The organism is Clostridium sp. (genome assembly GCF_036643715.1).
Classification (GTDB): Bacteria; Bacillota; Clostridia; order Clostridiales; family Clostridiaceae; genus Clostridium.
Genome location: NZ_JAVXRL010000007.1, coordinates 39728 through 55785 on the forward strand (window position 1 = coordinate 39728; position 16058 = coordinate 55785).

Consider the following 16058-nt stretch of genomic DNA (forward strand, 5'->3'; position numbering starts at 1 on the left):
TATATTAATTCATGTATTCATGAACTAGTACAATCTCATTAGCCTTTAAACTCTTTTTTACATCAATTATTCTTTGATTCTTTGAACCTCTATATCTTAGACCATCCTCAACCTGTTCTTTATCAAATCTTCCATCTACTAACACATCTATATTATTAATAAATTCCCTAAATCCTTTTCTATCATCTAGATGCTCTAATATATACTCGAAGGTATAACCTGTAAATGACCAAACATTCAACCCATTCTCTCTAAACTTTTTTGCCATATATGAGAACTCTTCTGCTCTTTCTATAGGATCTCCTCCGCTGAAAGTGACACCCTTAATCATTGGATTATTTAGTACATCCATTATAAGTTCATCCATATCTCTTTCTTCGCCACCATTAAAATCATGTGTGTCTGGATTAAAACATCCCTTGCAATTATGATTGCATCCTTGTGAAAAGAATACTCTTCTCATTCCAGGTCCATTTACTAAACTTTCATAAGCTATTCCTGAAAGTCTAATTTTTTTAGTCATAAGCTCACTCCTTCAATTAACTTAAATTATATCACTCTAAATTTCATTATCCATATAATACAAAATATTTATTACTTAATTAATTTTTTTAATAAATTTATCATATAGTTTCTATTTAATTATTATAAACCATAATAACCCTTTATTATCATTATAATTTATTATATTATTTATACTTTTTGCTTATTATATAAACATATTAACACCAAAAATGCCTGTATATCCCAAATTAGATATACAGGCATTTTATTATTTTAAATAATTAAGTCTTCCGCCAGATTTAACTACTTCTCTCTCTTTCTCCGTAAGGTCAGCTACTACTTTAAATTGTTGTCCTTTAGTTTTATTAGTTATTGTGACTTCCCCTTTATCTAAAGCTTCATTTATATTATTACAAAGTAGCTCATCCATTAAATCTATATTTTCATAATCATTCTCATCATTAAACTCTAACGGTACTATTCCATTATTAATAAGATTCGCTTTATGGATTCTTGCAAATGACTTTGATATTACTGCCTTAATTCCTAAATAAAGTGGTGCTAATGCTGCATGTTCTCTACTTGAGCCTTGCCCGTAATTTTCCCCAGCCACAATTATTCCAAAACCATTCTCTTTTGCTCTTTTTGGAAAATCTCTATCTATTGTATTAAAACAAAATTCTGAAAGATATGGAATATTTGATCTAAATGGTAAAAGCTTAGAATTTGACGGCATTATATGGTCAGTTGTAATATTATCACTAACCTTTATAAGTACCTTAGCACATATATCATCTCCCAATGGATTATTTATAGGAAATGGCTTTATATTTGGTCCTCTCTTAACTTCTACCTTCTCATTATCTTTAGCTGGACTAATTATCATAGAATCATCAATTATAAATTCTTTTGGCATTTCGAAATTTAAATCAACATCAAATTCTCTTGGATCTGTAAGCACACCTTTTATTGCTGATACTGCTGCTGTCTCTGGACTTACTAAATAAATTTTTGCTGATAATGTTCCACTTCTTCCATAAAAGTTTCTATTAAATGTTCTAAGTGATACTCCTCCTGTCCCTGGTGCTTGACCCATTCCAATACAAGGTCCACATGAATTTTCAAGTATTCTAGCTCCTGAACTTATAATGTCATATAAAGCACCATTTCTAGCTATCATTTGCATAACTTGTCTTGAACCTGGGGCTATTACTAAACTTACATCATCATGAACTTTATTACCTTTTAATATTTTTGAAACTTTCATCAAATCTGCATAAGATGAATTAGTACAACTTCCTATTGCTACTTGATCTACTTTTATTTTACCTATATTCTCTACTTCATCTACATTGTCTGGTGAGTGAGGCTTTGCAGCTAAAGGTTTAAGTTTAGATAAATCTATTGTTATTTCTTCATCATATACTGCATCTTCATCAGCCTTTAATTCTACCCATTCCTCTTCTCTTCCTTGTGCTTTAAAGAACTCTAAAGTTCTTTCATCACTTGGGAATATAGATGTTGTAGCACCAAGTTCTGCTCCCATATTAGTTATAGTAGCTCTCTCTGGTACTGAAAGTCCAAGTATACCATCACCACCATACTCAAATACCTTTGAAACTCCGCCTTTAACAGAAAATATTCTTAAAACTTCTAATATAATATCTTTAGCTGCAACCATCTTTTTAAGATTATTAATTAAATTAATTTTACAAACCTTTGGAGTATTTATATTATAAGCTACTCCTCCCATTGCAAGGGCAACATCTAATCCCCCCGCTCCCATTGCAAGCATACAGACACCACCGGCCGTTGGTGTGTGACTATCAGACCCAATTAAAGTTTCTCCAGGTTTTGAGAATCTTTCTAAGAAAACTTGATGACATATTCCGTTACCTGGCTTTGAAAAATATATACCATGCTTTGATGCAACAGTTTGAATAAACTTATGATCATCTGCATTTTCAAATCCTTGTTGTAGCATATTATGATCTACAAACGCAATTGACCTTCTTGTCTTTACCTTTTCTATTTCCATAGCCTCAAGCTGAAGATATGCCATCGTTCCTGTTGAATCTTGAGTTAAAGTTTGATCTATTTTAATTGATATTGGCATTGAAGTTTTAAATTCTCCCTCTACCAAGTGATTTTTCAAAATTTTATTTACTATATTATCTCCCATAGTTCTCATTCCCCTTAATTAACTTTTTCACTTACTAAACGTTCATACTCTTTATATATTCTAACTACCTCTTTATCAAATAAGCTTCTCTTAAGTCTCACTGAAGTTGCCCTTACTATTTCTAATATTCTATTAGCCTCACTATCAGTTAATGTAATTCCATATTCTTTAAACTTATTAACTATTCCAGCTCTACCTGAATGTTTCCCTATTATTATTTGCCTTTCAAGTCCAACAACTGCTGGGTCAAAAGCTTCATAATTTTTTGGGTTCTTTATAGCACCATCTGCATGTATACCAGATTCATGAGCAAACATATTCTCTCCAACTATAGCTTTCCACGCAGGTAAAGTTCTTCCTGATGCTCTAGCTACGTATTCCGATGCTTCCTTAAACTTAGTTGTATCTATATCAACTTCATATTTAAATACATATTTAAATGCCATAATAACTTCTTCAAGTGCGGCATTTCCAGCTCTCTCACCAAGCCCATTTACAGTAACTCCAACGTAGTTTGCCCCTGCTTTAATTCCTGAAATAGCATTAGCTGTTGCCATCCCAAAATCATTATGAGTATGCATTTCTATATCAAATCCTGTTTTTTCATGAAGATACTTAATATCAGTATATATTTTAAATGGATCCATTACCCCAACAGTATCACAATATCTAAATCTATCTGCACCAGCATCCTTTGCAGCTTGTATAAATTCCACTAGAAATTCTCTATCAGCCCTTGATGCATCTTCCCCATTTACTGATACATAAAGTCCATTCTTCTTAGCATATAAAACAGCCTTAACCATACTATCTAAAACCCATTCTCTAGAAGTCTTTAGCTTATACTTAATATGAATATCTGATACTGATACTGAAATAGCTACAGCATCCACTCCACAATCTATAGATTGTTCAATATCTGATATAACAGCTCTATTCCACGCCATTATGCTACTTTTTAAATTTCTATTTACTATACGTTTTATTGCTTCTTTTTCATCTCCACCCATTGTTGGAATTCCAACTTCTAATTGATCAACTCCCATATCACTTAATATTTCTGCTATTGCAACCTTTTCTGCATTTGCAAAAACAACTCCTGCGGTCTGCTCTCCATCTCTTAAAGTTGTATCAACTACATAAATTTGCTTACCATTATCTAGCTTTTTTACAGTCATTTTAATGCCCCCTTCTAAATTTTCTTTATTTCCCCAATATGTTTAATTTTACCATATAGAAATTAAAAGTTCAATATTTCTTGCAAGAACTATTGTGTGTTCATTCATTTATTAATTATATATAGCGTATTTTTAATTTATTGCGACATTAAATTGCAAGTTTTTAATAATATATTGCAGTATATTATTAAACACAACAAAAAAACTTTCCAAGAAAATTTTCATTTTCTTGGAAAGTTTCATATAAAAGACATCTTAACTTAATAATATTGACGATAAGATACTACTTTTTAAGTATAGTCTCTTAAATAAATATTTATATTAACATTCTTGATAATGATTTGTGTTTGTTCCTGTATGAGTAACTCTATCTTGTCTTTCTTGATACTTTCCTGGACCAAATCTTTCATCTAATGAAAGGTATCCTGTTACTCTTGATATACCTTGTATATCAGTGCTTTCACATTTTGGACACTTACTTTCATGGTTATTTAATGAAGTTCCACAATTTCTGCAATATCTTATATGGAAATTAACACCTAAGTAGCTTATATTAGTATTTTTGTAAGCATAGTTTAATATATCCATAATATCTTGACCTGATGGTGTATCATCAACCTCTAAGTAACTAATGTGTCCACCGTTACATAATTTGTGGTATGGTGCTTCAATATCAATTTTATCTTTAATTGAAATAGCACATCCAACTGGAACATGGTAACTGTTAGTATAATATTCTTTATCAGTTACTCCAGCAATTAAACCAAATGTCTTTTGGTCCTGCTTTATAAATTTACCTGATAATCCTTCTGCTGGTGTTGCATAGGCACTCCAGTTAAGCATTGTTTCTTCAGTTAATCTATCACAGTAAGCTCTTAAGTGTTCAATTATTTTAACACCTAATTCTCTAGCTTCCTCATCTTCACCATGGTGCTTTCCGATTAATGCTGTAAGTGTTTCTGCAAGTCCTATAAATCCAATTCCCCAAGTACCTTGCTTTAATATTGGTTCAATTGAATCATCAGGGCTAAGTCCTTCTGCACCTTTCATAAGTCCTTGACCTGCTACGAATGGTAAGTCTTTAACTCTTAAATGTTTTAATACACCATATCTATGCATTAATGATTCTTTTGCTAAAAGCATTCTTGCATCTAATATTTCAAAAAATCTTTCAATGCTACCTTGAGCTTGAATACCTATTCTAGGTAAGTTTAAAGTAGTTGGAGCTATGTTTCCTCTTCCTTTACAACCTGGCTCTCCGTTAACATTTTTCATAAGGTATGTTCTGCATCCCATTGTTGCAGGCATATATCCTTTATCATAATACTCTTTATTAAAGTCTGCATCTATATTCATAAATGTAGGATTCATTCTCTTAGCTGCAACTCTACAAGCTAATTCGTATAAGTAGAAGTATGGATCATTTTCTTCTCTATTTACTCCCTCTTTTACTCTGAATATTATGTTAGGGAATATAGGCTGTTCACCTCTACCTAATCCTTTTTCATATTCTAATAAGAAGATTTCACAAACTAAAGCTGCATCATCTGTATATGGTATTCCAAGGTTCATTGAACTAAATGGAACTTGTGATCCTGCTCTTGAATGCATTGTATTTAAGTTGTAAACAACTCCTTGCATTGCTTGATGAACTCTTTCTCTTAATCTTTCTTCCGCTATCTTTTCGACTTTTTCTGACGGTACTTCAAGTTTTATTAACTCTTTAATGATTTCTTGTCTTGTTGGCTCAACAAACACTCCCATGTCATTATCAAAATCTGGATGACTTTGACCACCAAACATATCATTTTGAGTTGATTGTAGTAAGATGCATGATAACTCTGCTGCTGTTTCTATTCTTTTTGGTGCATTAATTGTTCCGTATCCTGTGTTAAATCCATTTTCTAAAATTTCTTTAGTTGGGATATGAAGACAGTTAGTTGTTAAATTATAACTATCTAAATCATGATAATAAACATCGCCTATTTCATGAGCTTTTGATAAATGCTTTGGCATTGATGCTAAATTATGCCATTTGTTTGATTCTGAAGCTATTCTTAATAACTTTGAACTGAAATTGTTACCTACATTTGCATTATCTCTATCAGTTTCAACTCCAATTTTACTTATAGCTCTCATAAGGTCTGATTTTATTTCTCTAACCTTAGTTCTTTCTTTTCTGTAATTTTGATAAGCTACAACTACATTATCAAGCTTTGAATCCTTTAAAGCTTTTTCAACTAAGTTTTGAACCTGTTCAACAGATATTCTGTTTTCACCAGAAATTTCTATATATTTAATTACCTTTTGAACGATATCTAAAACCTCGCTAGTTTTTAAACTTACACCTATTTCTTCAGCTGCGCTCTTTATGGCGCTTCCTATCTTATCAGCATTGAACTCTACTTCTCTACCGTCCCTTTTCACAACATATAGCATTTAAACTACCCCCGTTACACAATATATAGTACCGTTTTCGTACCGTATTATTATACTTCAAAAGATATTGTAGTGCAATTACAATCTAAATTTAATAATTTGATATACTTCTCTTTATGTCTAGTTATCTCTCTTTTTTGGTTTTTCTTGTACTTTTACTATGTAAATTTATTTTATTTTACGGTATGATTTCACACCTACTTTTAATATACATAAATAAGAATTAATTAAAATGAGGTGAAATTATGCGAAAAAAAATATTATTATCCTTACTTTCAATTTTTATAGTTTCCTCTTTTTTCATTTCTTGTAAGGACGAAACCAGTCTTCCTTCTTCAAATGATAATGTTGAAACTACTAAAACATATAATTATCCTTTTACGGGTATTGAAAGCAAAGAAGATCCATCAAATAAAACACCATTTATGGCAGTTGTTGAAAATTCTAAACAAGCAAGACCTCAAAGCGGTCTTTCATCTGCAGATATAGTTTATGAAACTTCAGCAGAAGGTGGTATTCCAAGATTCATCGCAGTATTCCATAGTAAATCTTCTGAAAAAATAGGACCAGTTAGAAGTATAAGACCTTACTTCTTAACAATATCAAAAGAGTATGCACTCCCTATAGCTCATTGTGGCGGTTCTAAGGAGGCGTTAGATGAAGTTAGTAAAGATACTTCACTAATGAGCTTAAACGAAATGTCTAACGGAAAATACTACTTTAGAGATACAACTAGAAAAGCTCCTCATAATTTATATACTTCATCAGATAAAATAATAAAAGCTATGGAAGATAAAAAATATAATGTTTCAGCTAAAACTGCATTAAACTTTGACAATAATTACTTTAATAACGAAAATTTCAAAAGTGCTGAAAATATTAACTTAATTCCAAACAAAGTATACGAAACATCCTATAAATATAAAGATGGTGTGTACACTAAATATATGGATGGTAAAGTTTCAAAAGATGCATCAACAAATTCCGAACTAACATTTACTAATATAATAGTTCAAAAGACTGATATTACACTTCAGACAGATAATTCTCATTTAAATATTGATTTAGTAAAAGATGGTGAAGGTTATCTTTTTTCTAAAGGAAAAGTTATTGATATAAAATGGAGTAAAGACTCTGAATTTGCACAAACTAAGCTTTATGATTCAGAAAACAAGGAAGTATTTTTATCTCCTGGTAATACAATTTGGAATATAGTTGATTCAGATTCTAAAATAGATTTTTAAAAAAATCAATTAAATTCAAGAAAAGGCAATTTATTGAATAAATTTATTGCCTTTTTTATTGCATAACATTATCAGTAGTGATATAGTTTATATTATCATTAATGATATAGTTTGTATCATTAAACATAAATTTAGGAGGAATAGTATATGGAGAAAATTGCTATTTTAACTGACAGTGGATCAGATTTAACATTAGAAGAATTAAGAGAAAATAATATACATCTTGCACCATTAAAGATAATATATTCAGATGGTGAGTTCGAGGATATACTAGAAATATCCCCTAATGAAGTGTACTCTTCATTAGAAAGAGAAATCCCAAAGACATCATTACCTAGCACAGCTAGAATCGAAGAGATTTTAAATCAATTAGAAAGTGATGGTTATACACATTTAGTTGTAATAACAATTTCAAGCGGACTTTCTGGAACAGCTAACGCTATAAGATTAGCACTAGAAGATCATCCAAACTTAAAATCATTCGTTTACGATACTAAAATACTTAGTATGGGTGAAGGCGTTTTAGTTTTAAATGTTGCTGAAATGATTAAAGAAGGTAAAAGTTTTGATGAAATCGTTGAAACACTACCTAAATTACGTGCAAAAACTCACGGCTATTTCACAATAAACACATTAGAATACTTAAAAAAAGGTGGAAGAATAGGAAGAGTTGCAGGAACTATAGGAGAAATTTTAAATTTAAAACCTATAATATCTGTTGATGAAGATGGAATTTACTACACTTACGCTAAAGTACGTGGAAGAAAACAATCAATCAATAAACTTACTAAAATAGCTAAAGAACACTTAGAAAAATCTAAATGTAATATTTGGATACTAAATGGCGGTTCTTCTAAAGAAGAAGCTGATATATTATTTAATGCTGTTAATGAGCTTCCTAATATTGAATCAATTTCTACAGCTGAAATAGGTCCAGCACTTGGAGTTCATGCAGGTCCTGGTTTATTAGGAGTTGTAGTTCAAGAGGTGTAATTTACTTATGGATGAAGCAAACTTTTCTGACTTTAAAAATATAAAAGCTGAAGAGAAACGACTTTATGAAGAGTATAAAAAGAAAGTAACTGAACTTAAGAAGGTGCAAAAGGAACGCGATGCTGTAGGTCAAGTTTTCACTAAAGGTCTGCTTCCTATTTATGTTCTTCATATATTAAATTTAGGTCCTACTACAGGTAATTATATATCTCACGAAATAGGAACTCGAACAAAAGGTAAATGGATTCCTAGTACTGGTGGTATATACCCTCTTCTAAAAACATTAGAGAAACAAGGTTTAGTAGTTGGGACATGGGATGACCCAAAAAAGAAATTCAGAAAAATATATTCTCTTACTCCTTCTGGAAAGCAAGAATATTTAAAGAAAAAGTTTTTACTTAAGCCTAAAATCGAGGAAGCATTAGAGGTTTTCAAGATTATTTATAAAGATCTTTATTAAAAGCACTGATTTTTCAGTGCTTTTTTTTGCATATATATCCTCTAATTTGATAAAACTAATATTCATAAAGGAGTGATTTTATGCGTGGTCATGTAATTGATATTAATAACTTAGAAGCTTTTGTAGAATTTGATAATTCATCAATTGCTGCTGTTCCAGTTTTTCTAATTGGCACAGCCTCAATTGGTGACTCAGTTGACATTTCATCATACAATATTAAATCCTCACATGTTAGTTTATCAAACTATATTAGCCCATTTTTAAATAACATATATTAAAATATAAGCACATAAAAAAGATAGTAAGCTTAAATTAAGCTTACTATCTTTTTTTGTTATTTTGCTATTTAATTTCTATAGCAGTAACAGGACAGCTTTCTTCTGCTTCCTTAGCAGCGCCTCTGCTGCTTTCTGGCACTTCATCAACTATTTCCTTTGCCTTACCGTCATCATCCATATCAAACACCTCAGGTGCTACTGATGGACATAATCCACAACCTATACAAGTATCCTTATCTACATGTGCTTTCATTTAAACTTACTCCTCTCGATTCTGTTAATTTAAATTTACGTATGTAGTAAGTATCTCTTAGTATAATCCTTCAAAAATTAATGAATATAGAGGATCATCTAATACATACTCCTCAGCCATTCCTTTTTCTAGTGCTTCAGTAAGCTCTAAATTAATTGGAAGTTCTCCTATTAGTGGCAATCCAAGATACTCTGCATGTTCCTCTGCTGATTTCTTGCTAAATACTCTTATTTTCTTTTGGCATCCGTCACAATTAATGTAAGACATGTTTTCTACAACACCTCTTACTGGTACTCCAACTTTCTCTGCCATTTTAACAACCTTTTTAACAATCATTGAAACCATGTCTTGAGGAGTAGACACAATTATTAATTCTTTAATGTTGAACTCATTCATTACTGTAAGAGCTATATCTCCTGTACCTGGAGGCATATCTATTAATAAATAGTCTAACTCTTCCCATGCAGTATCAAAATACATTTGACTAAGTACTCCTGTTATTACAGGACCTCTCCATATAACTGGATCATCTTCAACTTCAGTCAAAAGATTCATTGATATAACTTTTATACCACTTTTAGTTGTAGCTGGGATGAACTTTACGTTTTGCTCATCTACTGATATTATTTGCGCTCTTTGATTATTTATACCAAAAAATCTTGGCATTGATGGTCCTGTTATATCTGCATCAAGAACTCCTACTTTATATCCCTTTTTTCTAAGCATTGTAGCCATTATTCCTGTAACTGTAGATTTACCTACTCCACCTTTACCGCTTATAACTCCAATTACATTTTTTATATTGCCGTATTTAGGCATCTTCTTTGACGGGCATGATGTAATACCCTTTGATGCACAAGAATCTTTACTTGCACAGTTTGAACAATCACTCATATTAAAATCCTCCTATGTTACCATTTTTCAGGTTTATTCCCATCCTTACCCACAGAAATTTCCCAATTCTTAAATTCATAATGTCCTACAACATAGTATTTTTCATAAACATTATCAACCTTATTATCTATAGTAATAAGCGTTCTAAATGTATCACTGTTATAACCCTTATTTTGAACTTTTACAATTACATTGAATTTGTCTTCATTGTTTTTAACTATTTCAGCTCCTGGAATAGTCTTTTGAAGCTTATCTTGGAATGCCTGTAAATCTACTGAGAACAGATATTTTACACAATCTAAATCCCCAAGTATATCAATTCCAACTTTATGTTTTCCATCACCTAATAAATCCTTGTTTTGTTCTATTACCTTCATTATTGTATCATAATATATAGAAGTAAAATCTCTAGGTCTTCTAATAAATGATAGGTTATTTATTATTGTTTGGTCTAAATTTTTAGGAACTTGATAAGCATTACTTTCATTGTAGAAGTTACCTCTTCCACTTTCATCTACTCCAACTACATAATCATACTTCTTCACTTGATCTCCCATGTGAATTTCAAATATGTAATCTGGATCTAATGAACTTTTTTCTTTTTCTGGACTACCGTCTGATAAAATGTTATATATTTCTTCTATTGCCTTTGGGTCTGTAACCTTAAATCTAAATCCAGTATCCCTTGTACTTTCGATTACAATTTCATCGACCTTATTTGATTTCATATAGTCAAAGTCATTATTTCTAAAACCAAGCTTAACCATTGCATCTTGTATCGGTGAACACCCAACCATGGTTACTCCAAGTATAAGCATAACGCACACCATTAGTAATCTAGTGACTCTACTTTTCCTCATTTTGCTTATCTCTCCTTTTTATTTTATCTAAATTGTATATTACAATTCCAAATATTAATGTGAAAATAGCTATGAATTGTGATGTTGATAGAATCCAAACGTTTCCTCTTGGATCATTTCTTAAGAACTCAACAAAGAATCTTCCTATACTGTATATGATTATATAAGAAGCTAAAACTCTACCTTCTTTTCTTTTCTTTCCACTGTACCATAATAAAAATGCTGCTAGTGCAAAGTCAAAGACAGAGCTAAATAGTTGTGTTGGAATTAAAGGTACACCGCTTTCTGCTAATGAATCTACAGGAAAAACAACTCCTATAGGAAGTGAAGTTTCTCTTCCATAACAGCATCCAGCTAAAAAGCATCCTATTCTTCCAAAACCTTGCGCTAATGCAAGTGATGGAACAGCTAGGTCTGCTAACTGTAATGTATTAAATCCGCATCTTTTAGAATATAAGTATAAACCAAGCGCTCCAAGTATTATGGCTCCATAAATTACAAATCCATTACCGAAGTTTAACAATATTTCTGGATTGTTAAGTATCGCCTTATATTCTGTTATTATAAATAATAACTTTCCTCCAAGTGCTCCTGATATAACAGTTATAATTATTAAATTTAATAATTTATCCTCGTCATATCCCTCTCTCTTTGCTCTTTTAATAAACAAAGCTGAAGCTAAAACAATTCCTATAGCTATCATAAACCCATAACTATAAACTTTAAAATTTCCAATTTGAAATAATATTAATCTCATACATCCTCCAAAAACTCATATAAGTAATTAGGAGAAGCATAAAGCTTCTCCTAATTATATTTAAATTATAATACTTTAATTTACCACTTGCAAACTATTGTTATATTACGATTTTCTTACTTTGATGGTACTACAATAGTTGAGTTTTTATAATCATAGAACATTAACCAATATCCTACTTCATCATCATCTTTGCCTTTACACCATGTAACAAATCCTGATTTACCACCATAAGGTTGCTCATCTTTATCTTTTCCACCTGGTATAGCATAAACTAAGTACTTAAGCTCTCCTTTTGAGTCACATTTATATCCCATCATAAAATGCCCATGCTTCTTAATGTATGGATAATAATTTAGCATAGGATAATAGATAATTGAATATTTGTCATTATTACTTGAATCACACATATCTTCAATATCTTTTATAGGGATTTTAAACCATTTACTATATTTAAGATCCTTGAATTTACCTTTAACTTCTTCAAAACCTTCAACTAAACCTTCAAAGAAATCTCCAATACCACCTTTTAATCTAAAGTCATATGGATCTATCTTTTCTTCTTCAATTTTAGCTGCTATAGTTTTCTCATATTCGTCGAACTTATCTGTATTCTCTTCTCTACATTCTTTGTCTTTGTCTTTGTCTTTATTACTTTCATGTTTCTTATCATTATCTTTTTTAACGTAAGTTTTAGGCTTTGATTTCGCCTTACCTTCATCACACTTTGTAACTTTAGCTTTTTTCCAGCCCTCTTCTAGCTTTTCTCCATTCATGAATCCGTACATTAGGTATACAGGATTATTACTCATATTTTTGCAAACCCCAGCACCAGATATTTTGTCATATGACATATCTAGTCCTGCTATGTTATCACAATAATACTCTTTAGTAGCCTCTCCCTTACCAACTTCATTAACGTTAAGCTTTCCCATATCAATTATTTGTTTCATGTCTTTTTTATAGCAAATAAGTACTACGGAGTAATCCTCATCCTTTTTTAAGTTTTGAGCATAAAAAGTGATTTTGCAATTATCTCCCTTTGCTTCTATTTTGGCATATCCTGATAGGGCTTTTTCATTTGAGGAAGACTTACTTCTCTCATCTTCCTGCAATATTATAAAATTTCTGTATAATTTATTATGTGCCAAGCCTCTGTTACCTCCACATATATTTATTCAATATAGTATATGCGTGAAGGTTACTATTATGATAATGTAAATTTATTTATATGCATAAATTTTATTTGAAAGTTCTGCAAACTCTTCTAATGACAGAGTTTCCCCTCTTCTCTTAGTGTCTATTCCAGCTTCTTCAAATGCCTTCTTTAAGTCATCTTTATTAACTCCCATGTTTTTTACACCGTTCCATAAAGTTTTTCTTCTCATGTTAAATGAGTTTCTTATTATTTCAAACATTAAAGCTTCATCAATAGGTTTAACTCTTGGTTCTTCTAATCTGTCTAATCTTATTACTATTGATTCAACTTTTGGTCTTGGCATAAATGAACTTGGTGCAACTTTTCTTATTATTTCAGTATTACAGTAATATTGAACTAATAATGAAAGAGCTCCATATTCTTTACAGTTTGGCTCTGCATCAATTCTCTCTGCAACTTCCTTTTGAATCATAATAGTTAAACTTTTAAAGTTATATCCTTTCTTTAAAAGATTTACTATTATAGGAGTTGTAACGTAGTATGGAAGATTTGCAACTAGCTTTACGCTCTTTTCATCCCCTATAACTTCATTAAAATCTACTTTTAATGCATCCTTATGTATAAGAGAGAACTTTTCATTGTCTCCAAGTTCTTCTTGTAATATAGGGATTAAGTCACTATCTAATTCAATTGATGTAACTTTCTTAGCGTTATTTAAAAGGTGTGCTGTTAATGTTCCAACTCCAGGTCCTATTTCTATTACAAAGTCTTCTTCGTTAACGTCAGCGCCTTTTACTATATCATTAAGAACAGAATCATCTATAAGAAAATTTTGTCCTAAGCTTTTTGAAAATCTAAAATTATATTTTTTTACAAGTTCTTGTGTTTTGTAATCTTTTATATCCATATTAATTATCTCCCATTTCTTTCTCTACCTTTTGTATAGCATTTGCAAACTCGTCTCTATCTATTCCATAATTATTTAATCTTGCTACCATTTGCTTTGCATTTCCGTATCCAATTCCAAGTTCTTTTCCTAATGCCATTCTTCTATCTTTAGCTTTACTATCTGCTGTTAACTTAAAGTAGAACATATCTTCCATCTTATATATTTCTTGCTTATCTTCTACAGTAACCTTAGCCCCTTCTAGTGCTTTTATAATAACTTCAGGACAAGCATTCTCAACACCAATATCTCCATCTTTAAGTCCGTCTTCTTGAGCTATGTATGCATGTTTTATTCCTTTAACTCTCTTTGAAATAATGCTTCTTATCTTCTCACCTGCAAAGTCAGGGTCAGTAAATACTATTACACCCTTTCTCCTTTGAGCTTCTTTTATTCTATCTATAACTCTCTTGTTTATTCCGAATCCTCCAGTAGCAATAAGTTCAGCATTTACAGCTTTCTTTACTGCATCTATGTCGTCTCTTCCTTCTACAACTATAACTTCTTTTATAATCTTCTTCTCCACGATGTACATCCTTTCAGAGCGCTATTAACTTTCCTTAGCGCTTTCTATATAAATAATTTACCTATATATAATGAATGTGTCAAATAAACACACTACTTTTCCATATTATTTGCAAAAAAAAATAGGAGATAACTAAAATGCTATCTCCTTAATATTCTACCATTCACCCGGATAAGATACTACATAAACATCTACTCCATATTTTCTTCCCCAAGTTGTACACTGTGAATCACTATTAAAGAAAACGTCTATGATATTTCCTTTTATAGCCCCACCTGTATCCGCTGCTCTTGCGTATCCGTAACCTTCTACGTATACTAAACTTCCTAGCGGTATTACTCTTGGGTCAACTGCGATTGTACTTATACCACCTGGGTTGTACACTGGTTTAACGCCAGTTGCAGTATTATTATGTCCTGAATATGCTGTTGATTCTACAACTAAGTGTTTCTTGTAGGCAATTGAGTCTCCACCTCTGTTTGGAATGTATTGTACTGGATTTTTTGTACCTTGTACAACAATTGCATTTACTGGTGTTGCAATAGTCTTGCTGCTTACTTCTCTTTTTTCAGCTTCTTCACCATCTTTATATACTACTTGGTAAGTAACCTCTTGCTTTCCATGCTTACCATCAGATTCAACTCTCTTTTTACCTTGTTCTAAAGATGAATCTTTCTTAGTTACAGTGTCATAAGGTATATTTTTGTGTTCTGTTACACTCTTAACTTCTACCTTTACGACATCAACTTTCATATTTTCCTCTACAGGAGCATCTAGTCCTGGCTCGACTTCGTCTACACCATTAACATATTCTACTCCCTCTTTTTTTAGCTGATCGCTCCCAGCTATTAGTGCGTCCTGAACAGTTTCCTCTGCTGAAACGATTTTGACATCTTTTTTTGCAAACTTAACGTTGATAGGTACAGCTTTTCTAACTTCGATTTGATCATCCTCTTTAAGTTTGGATTCTAAGGATGGTTGCACCTTATCGTGGTCTGATACCTCTAGACCATTTTCTTGCAATACATCTTTAACAGTCCCTTTATATGTGATAAATGTTTCTTCTTTTCCGTCAATGCTTATATTTACTGTCTTTCTCATTGTTACAGCAGTAACTGCTGCAACTGCCACAACACAGGCCGTGGCTAATATCACTATTTTTGCCTTCGGACCGTTAGAAAAACTTTTCTTAATAAAAGTTTTAAATTTTTCTACCATTGATTTACCTCCTTTAGGCAAGAGTGTCTTTTGCATTATATCTTACATTTTAACACTTTGTCAAATTCAAGCCCTCTTGCTTATATGAACTGATAGTAAAATGCAGTTATATGCATAATATAGTAATTTGGATATTTACTATAGTTTCAGCTCTTTATGGAGTCTCC

Annotated in this window: 16 protein-coding genes; 3 read left to right on the top strand and 13 right to left on the bottom strand. The window is 31.4% G+C overall.

Annotated features, from left to right (window positions below):
- Positions 1-4 precede the first annotated feature (4 nt).
- The 4 genes from nrdG to nrdD all read right to left on the bottom strand — a co-directional run bounded on the left by nrdG (position 5) and on the right by nrdD (position 6303).
- On the bottom strand, positions 5-523 hold the full coding sequence (gene nrdG, locus RSF37_RS03705) for an anaerobic ribonucleoside-triphosphate reductase activating protein (protein ID WP_332563042.1): 519 nt from the start codon (positions 521-523) through the stop codon (positions 5-7).
- A gap of 249 nt (positions 524-772) precedes the next feature.
- On the bottom strand, positions 773-2686 hold the full coding sequence (locus RSF37_RS03710) for an aconitate hydratase (protein WP_332563043.1): 1914 nt from the start codon (positions 2684-2686) through the stop codon (positions 773-775).
- A gap of 14 nt (positions 2687-2700) precedes the next feature.
- Positions 2701-3864 (bottom strand): homocitrate synthase, encoded by a 1164-nt coding sequence (nifV, locus tag RSF37_RS03715; protein ID WP_332563044.1) that lies wholly within the window; start codon positions 3862-3864, stop codon positions 2701-2703.
- Between the two features lie 321 nt (positions 3865-4185).
- Positions 4186-6303 carry an anaerobic ribonucleoside-triphosphate reductase gene (gene nrdD, locus RSF37_RS03720; protein WP_332563045.1) on the bottom strand — a complete coding sequence of 706 codons (2118 nt, stop codon included), beginning with the start codon at positions 6301-6303 and terminating at the stop codon, positions 4186-4188.
- Between the two features lie 245 nt (positions 6304-6548).
- On the opposite strand from nrdD, the gene RSF37_RS03725 reads away from it, so the two are divergent.
- From RSF37_RS03725 to RSF37_RS03735, 3 genes are all read left to right on the top strand, one after another.
- A complete protein-coding gene (locus RSF37_RS03725; RefSeq protein WP_332563046.1) occupies positions 6549-7547 on the top strand; it encodes a DUF3048 domain-containing protein in 999 nt (332 codons plus the stop codon).
- Between the two features lie 147 nt (positions 7548-7694).
- Entirely contained in the window at positions 7695-8540 is an 846-nt protein-coding gene (locus RSF37_RS03730) for a DegV family protein (protein ID WP_332563047.1), read from the top strand.
- Positions 8541-8547: 7 nt separating this feature from the next.
- Positions 8548-9000 (top strand): PadR family transcriptional regulator, encoded by a 453-nt coding sequence (locus RSF37_RS03735; protein ID WP_332563048.1) that lies wholly within the window; start codon positions 8548-8550, stop codon positions 8998-9000.
- A gap of 88 nt (positions 9001-9088) precedes the next feature.
- On the opposite strand, the gene RSF37_RS03740 is transcribed toward RSF37_RS03735, so the two are convergent.
- The 9 genes from RSF37_RS03740 to RSF37_RS03780 all read right to left on the bottom strand — a co-directional run bounded on the left by RSF37_RS03740 (position 9089) and on the right by RSF37_RS03780 (position 15891).
- Entirely contained in the window at positions 9089-9214 is a 126-nt protein-coding gene (locus RSF37_RS03740; RefSeq protein ID WP_332563049.1) for a hypothetical protein, read from the bottom strand.
- Between the two features lie 128 nt (positions 9215-9342).
- Positions 9343-9531, bottom strand: coding sequence for a ferredoxin (locus RSF37_RS03745; RefSeq protein ID WP_332563050.1), 189 nt, complete (start codon positions 9529-9531; stop codon positions 9343-9345).
- Positions 9532-9588: 57 nt separating this feature from the next.
- Positions 9589-10425, bottom strand: a complete 837-nt coding sequence (locus RSF37_RS03750) for an Mrp/NBP35 family ATP-binding protein (RefSeq protein ID WP_332563051.1) — start codon at positions 10423-10425, stop codon at positions 9589-9591.
- Between the two features lie 17 nt (positions 10426-10442).
- Positions 10443-11285: a hypothetical protein gene (locus tag RSF37_RS03755; RefSeq protein WP_332563052.1), complete on the bottom strand. Its 843-nt coding sequence runs from the start codon at positions 11283-11285 to the stop codon at positions 10443-10445.
- Positions 11272-12042: a prolipoprotein diacylglyceryl transferase gene (locus RSF37_RS03760; RefSeq protein ID WP_332563053.1), complete on the bottom strand. Its 771-nt coding sequence runs from the start codon at positions 12040-12042 to the stop codon at positions 11272-11274. Before RSF37_RS03760 ends, RSF37_RS03755 begins: the two co-directional genes overlap by 14 nt.
- Positions 12043-12158: 116 nt before the next feature.
- Complete coding sequence (locus tag RSF37_RS03765; RefSeq protein WP_332563054.1) at positions 12159-13193, bottom strand: hypothetical protein; 1035 nt, start codon at positions 13191-13193, stop codon at positions 12159-12161.
- Positions 13194-13265: 72 nt separating this feature from the next.
- Positions 13266-14108 carry a 16S rRNA (adenine(1518)-N(6)/adenine(1519)-N(6))-dimethyltransferase RsmA gene (rsmA, locus tag RSF37_RS03770; protein WP_332563055.1) on the bottom strand — a complete coding sequence of 281 codons (843 nt, stop codon included), beginning with the start codon at positions 14106-14108 and terminating at the stop codon, positions 13266-13268.
- A 1-nt stretch (position 14109) separates the two neighbouring features.
- Positions 14110-14661: a ribonuclease M5 gene (rnmV, locus tag RSF37_RS03775; protein ID WP_332563082.1), complete on the bottom strand. Its 552-nt coding sequence runs from the start codon at positions 14659-14661 to the stop codon at positions 14110-14112.
- A gap of 168 nt (positions 14662-14829) precedes the next feature.
- Positions 14830-15891: a 3D domain-containing protein gene (locus RSF37_RS03780; protein WP_332563056.1), complete on the bottom strand. Its 1062-nt coding sequence runs from the start codon at positions 15889-15891 to the stop codon at positions 14830-14832.
- Positions 15892-16058 lie beyond the last annotated feature (167 nt).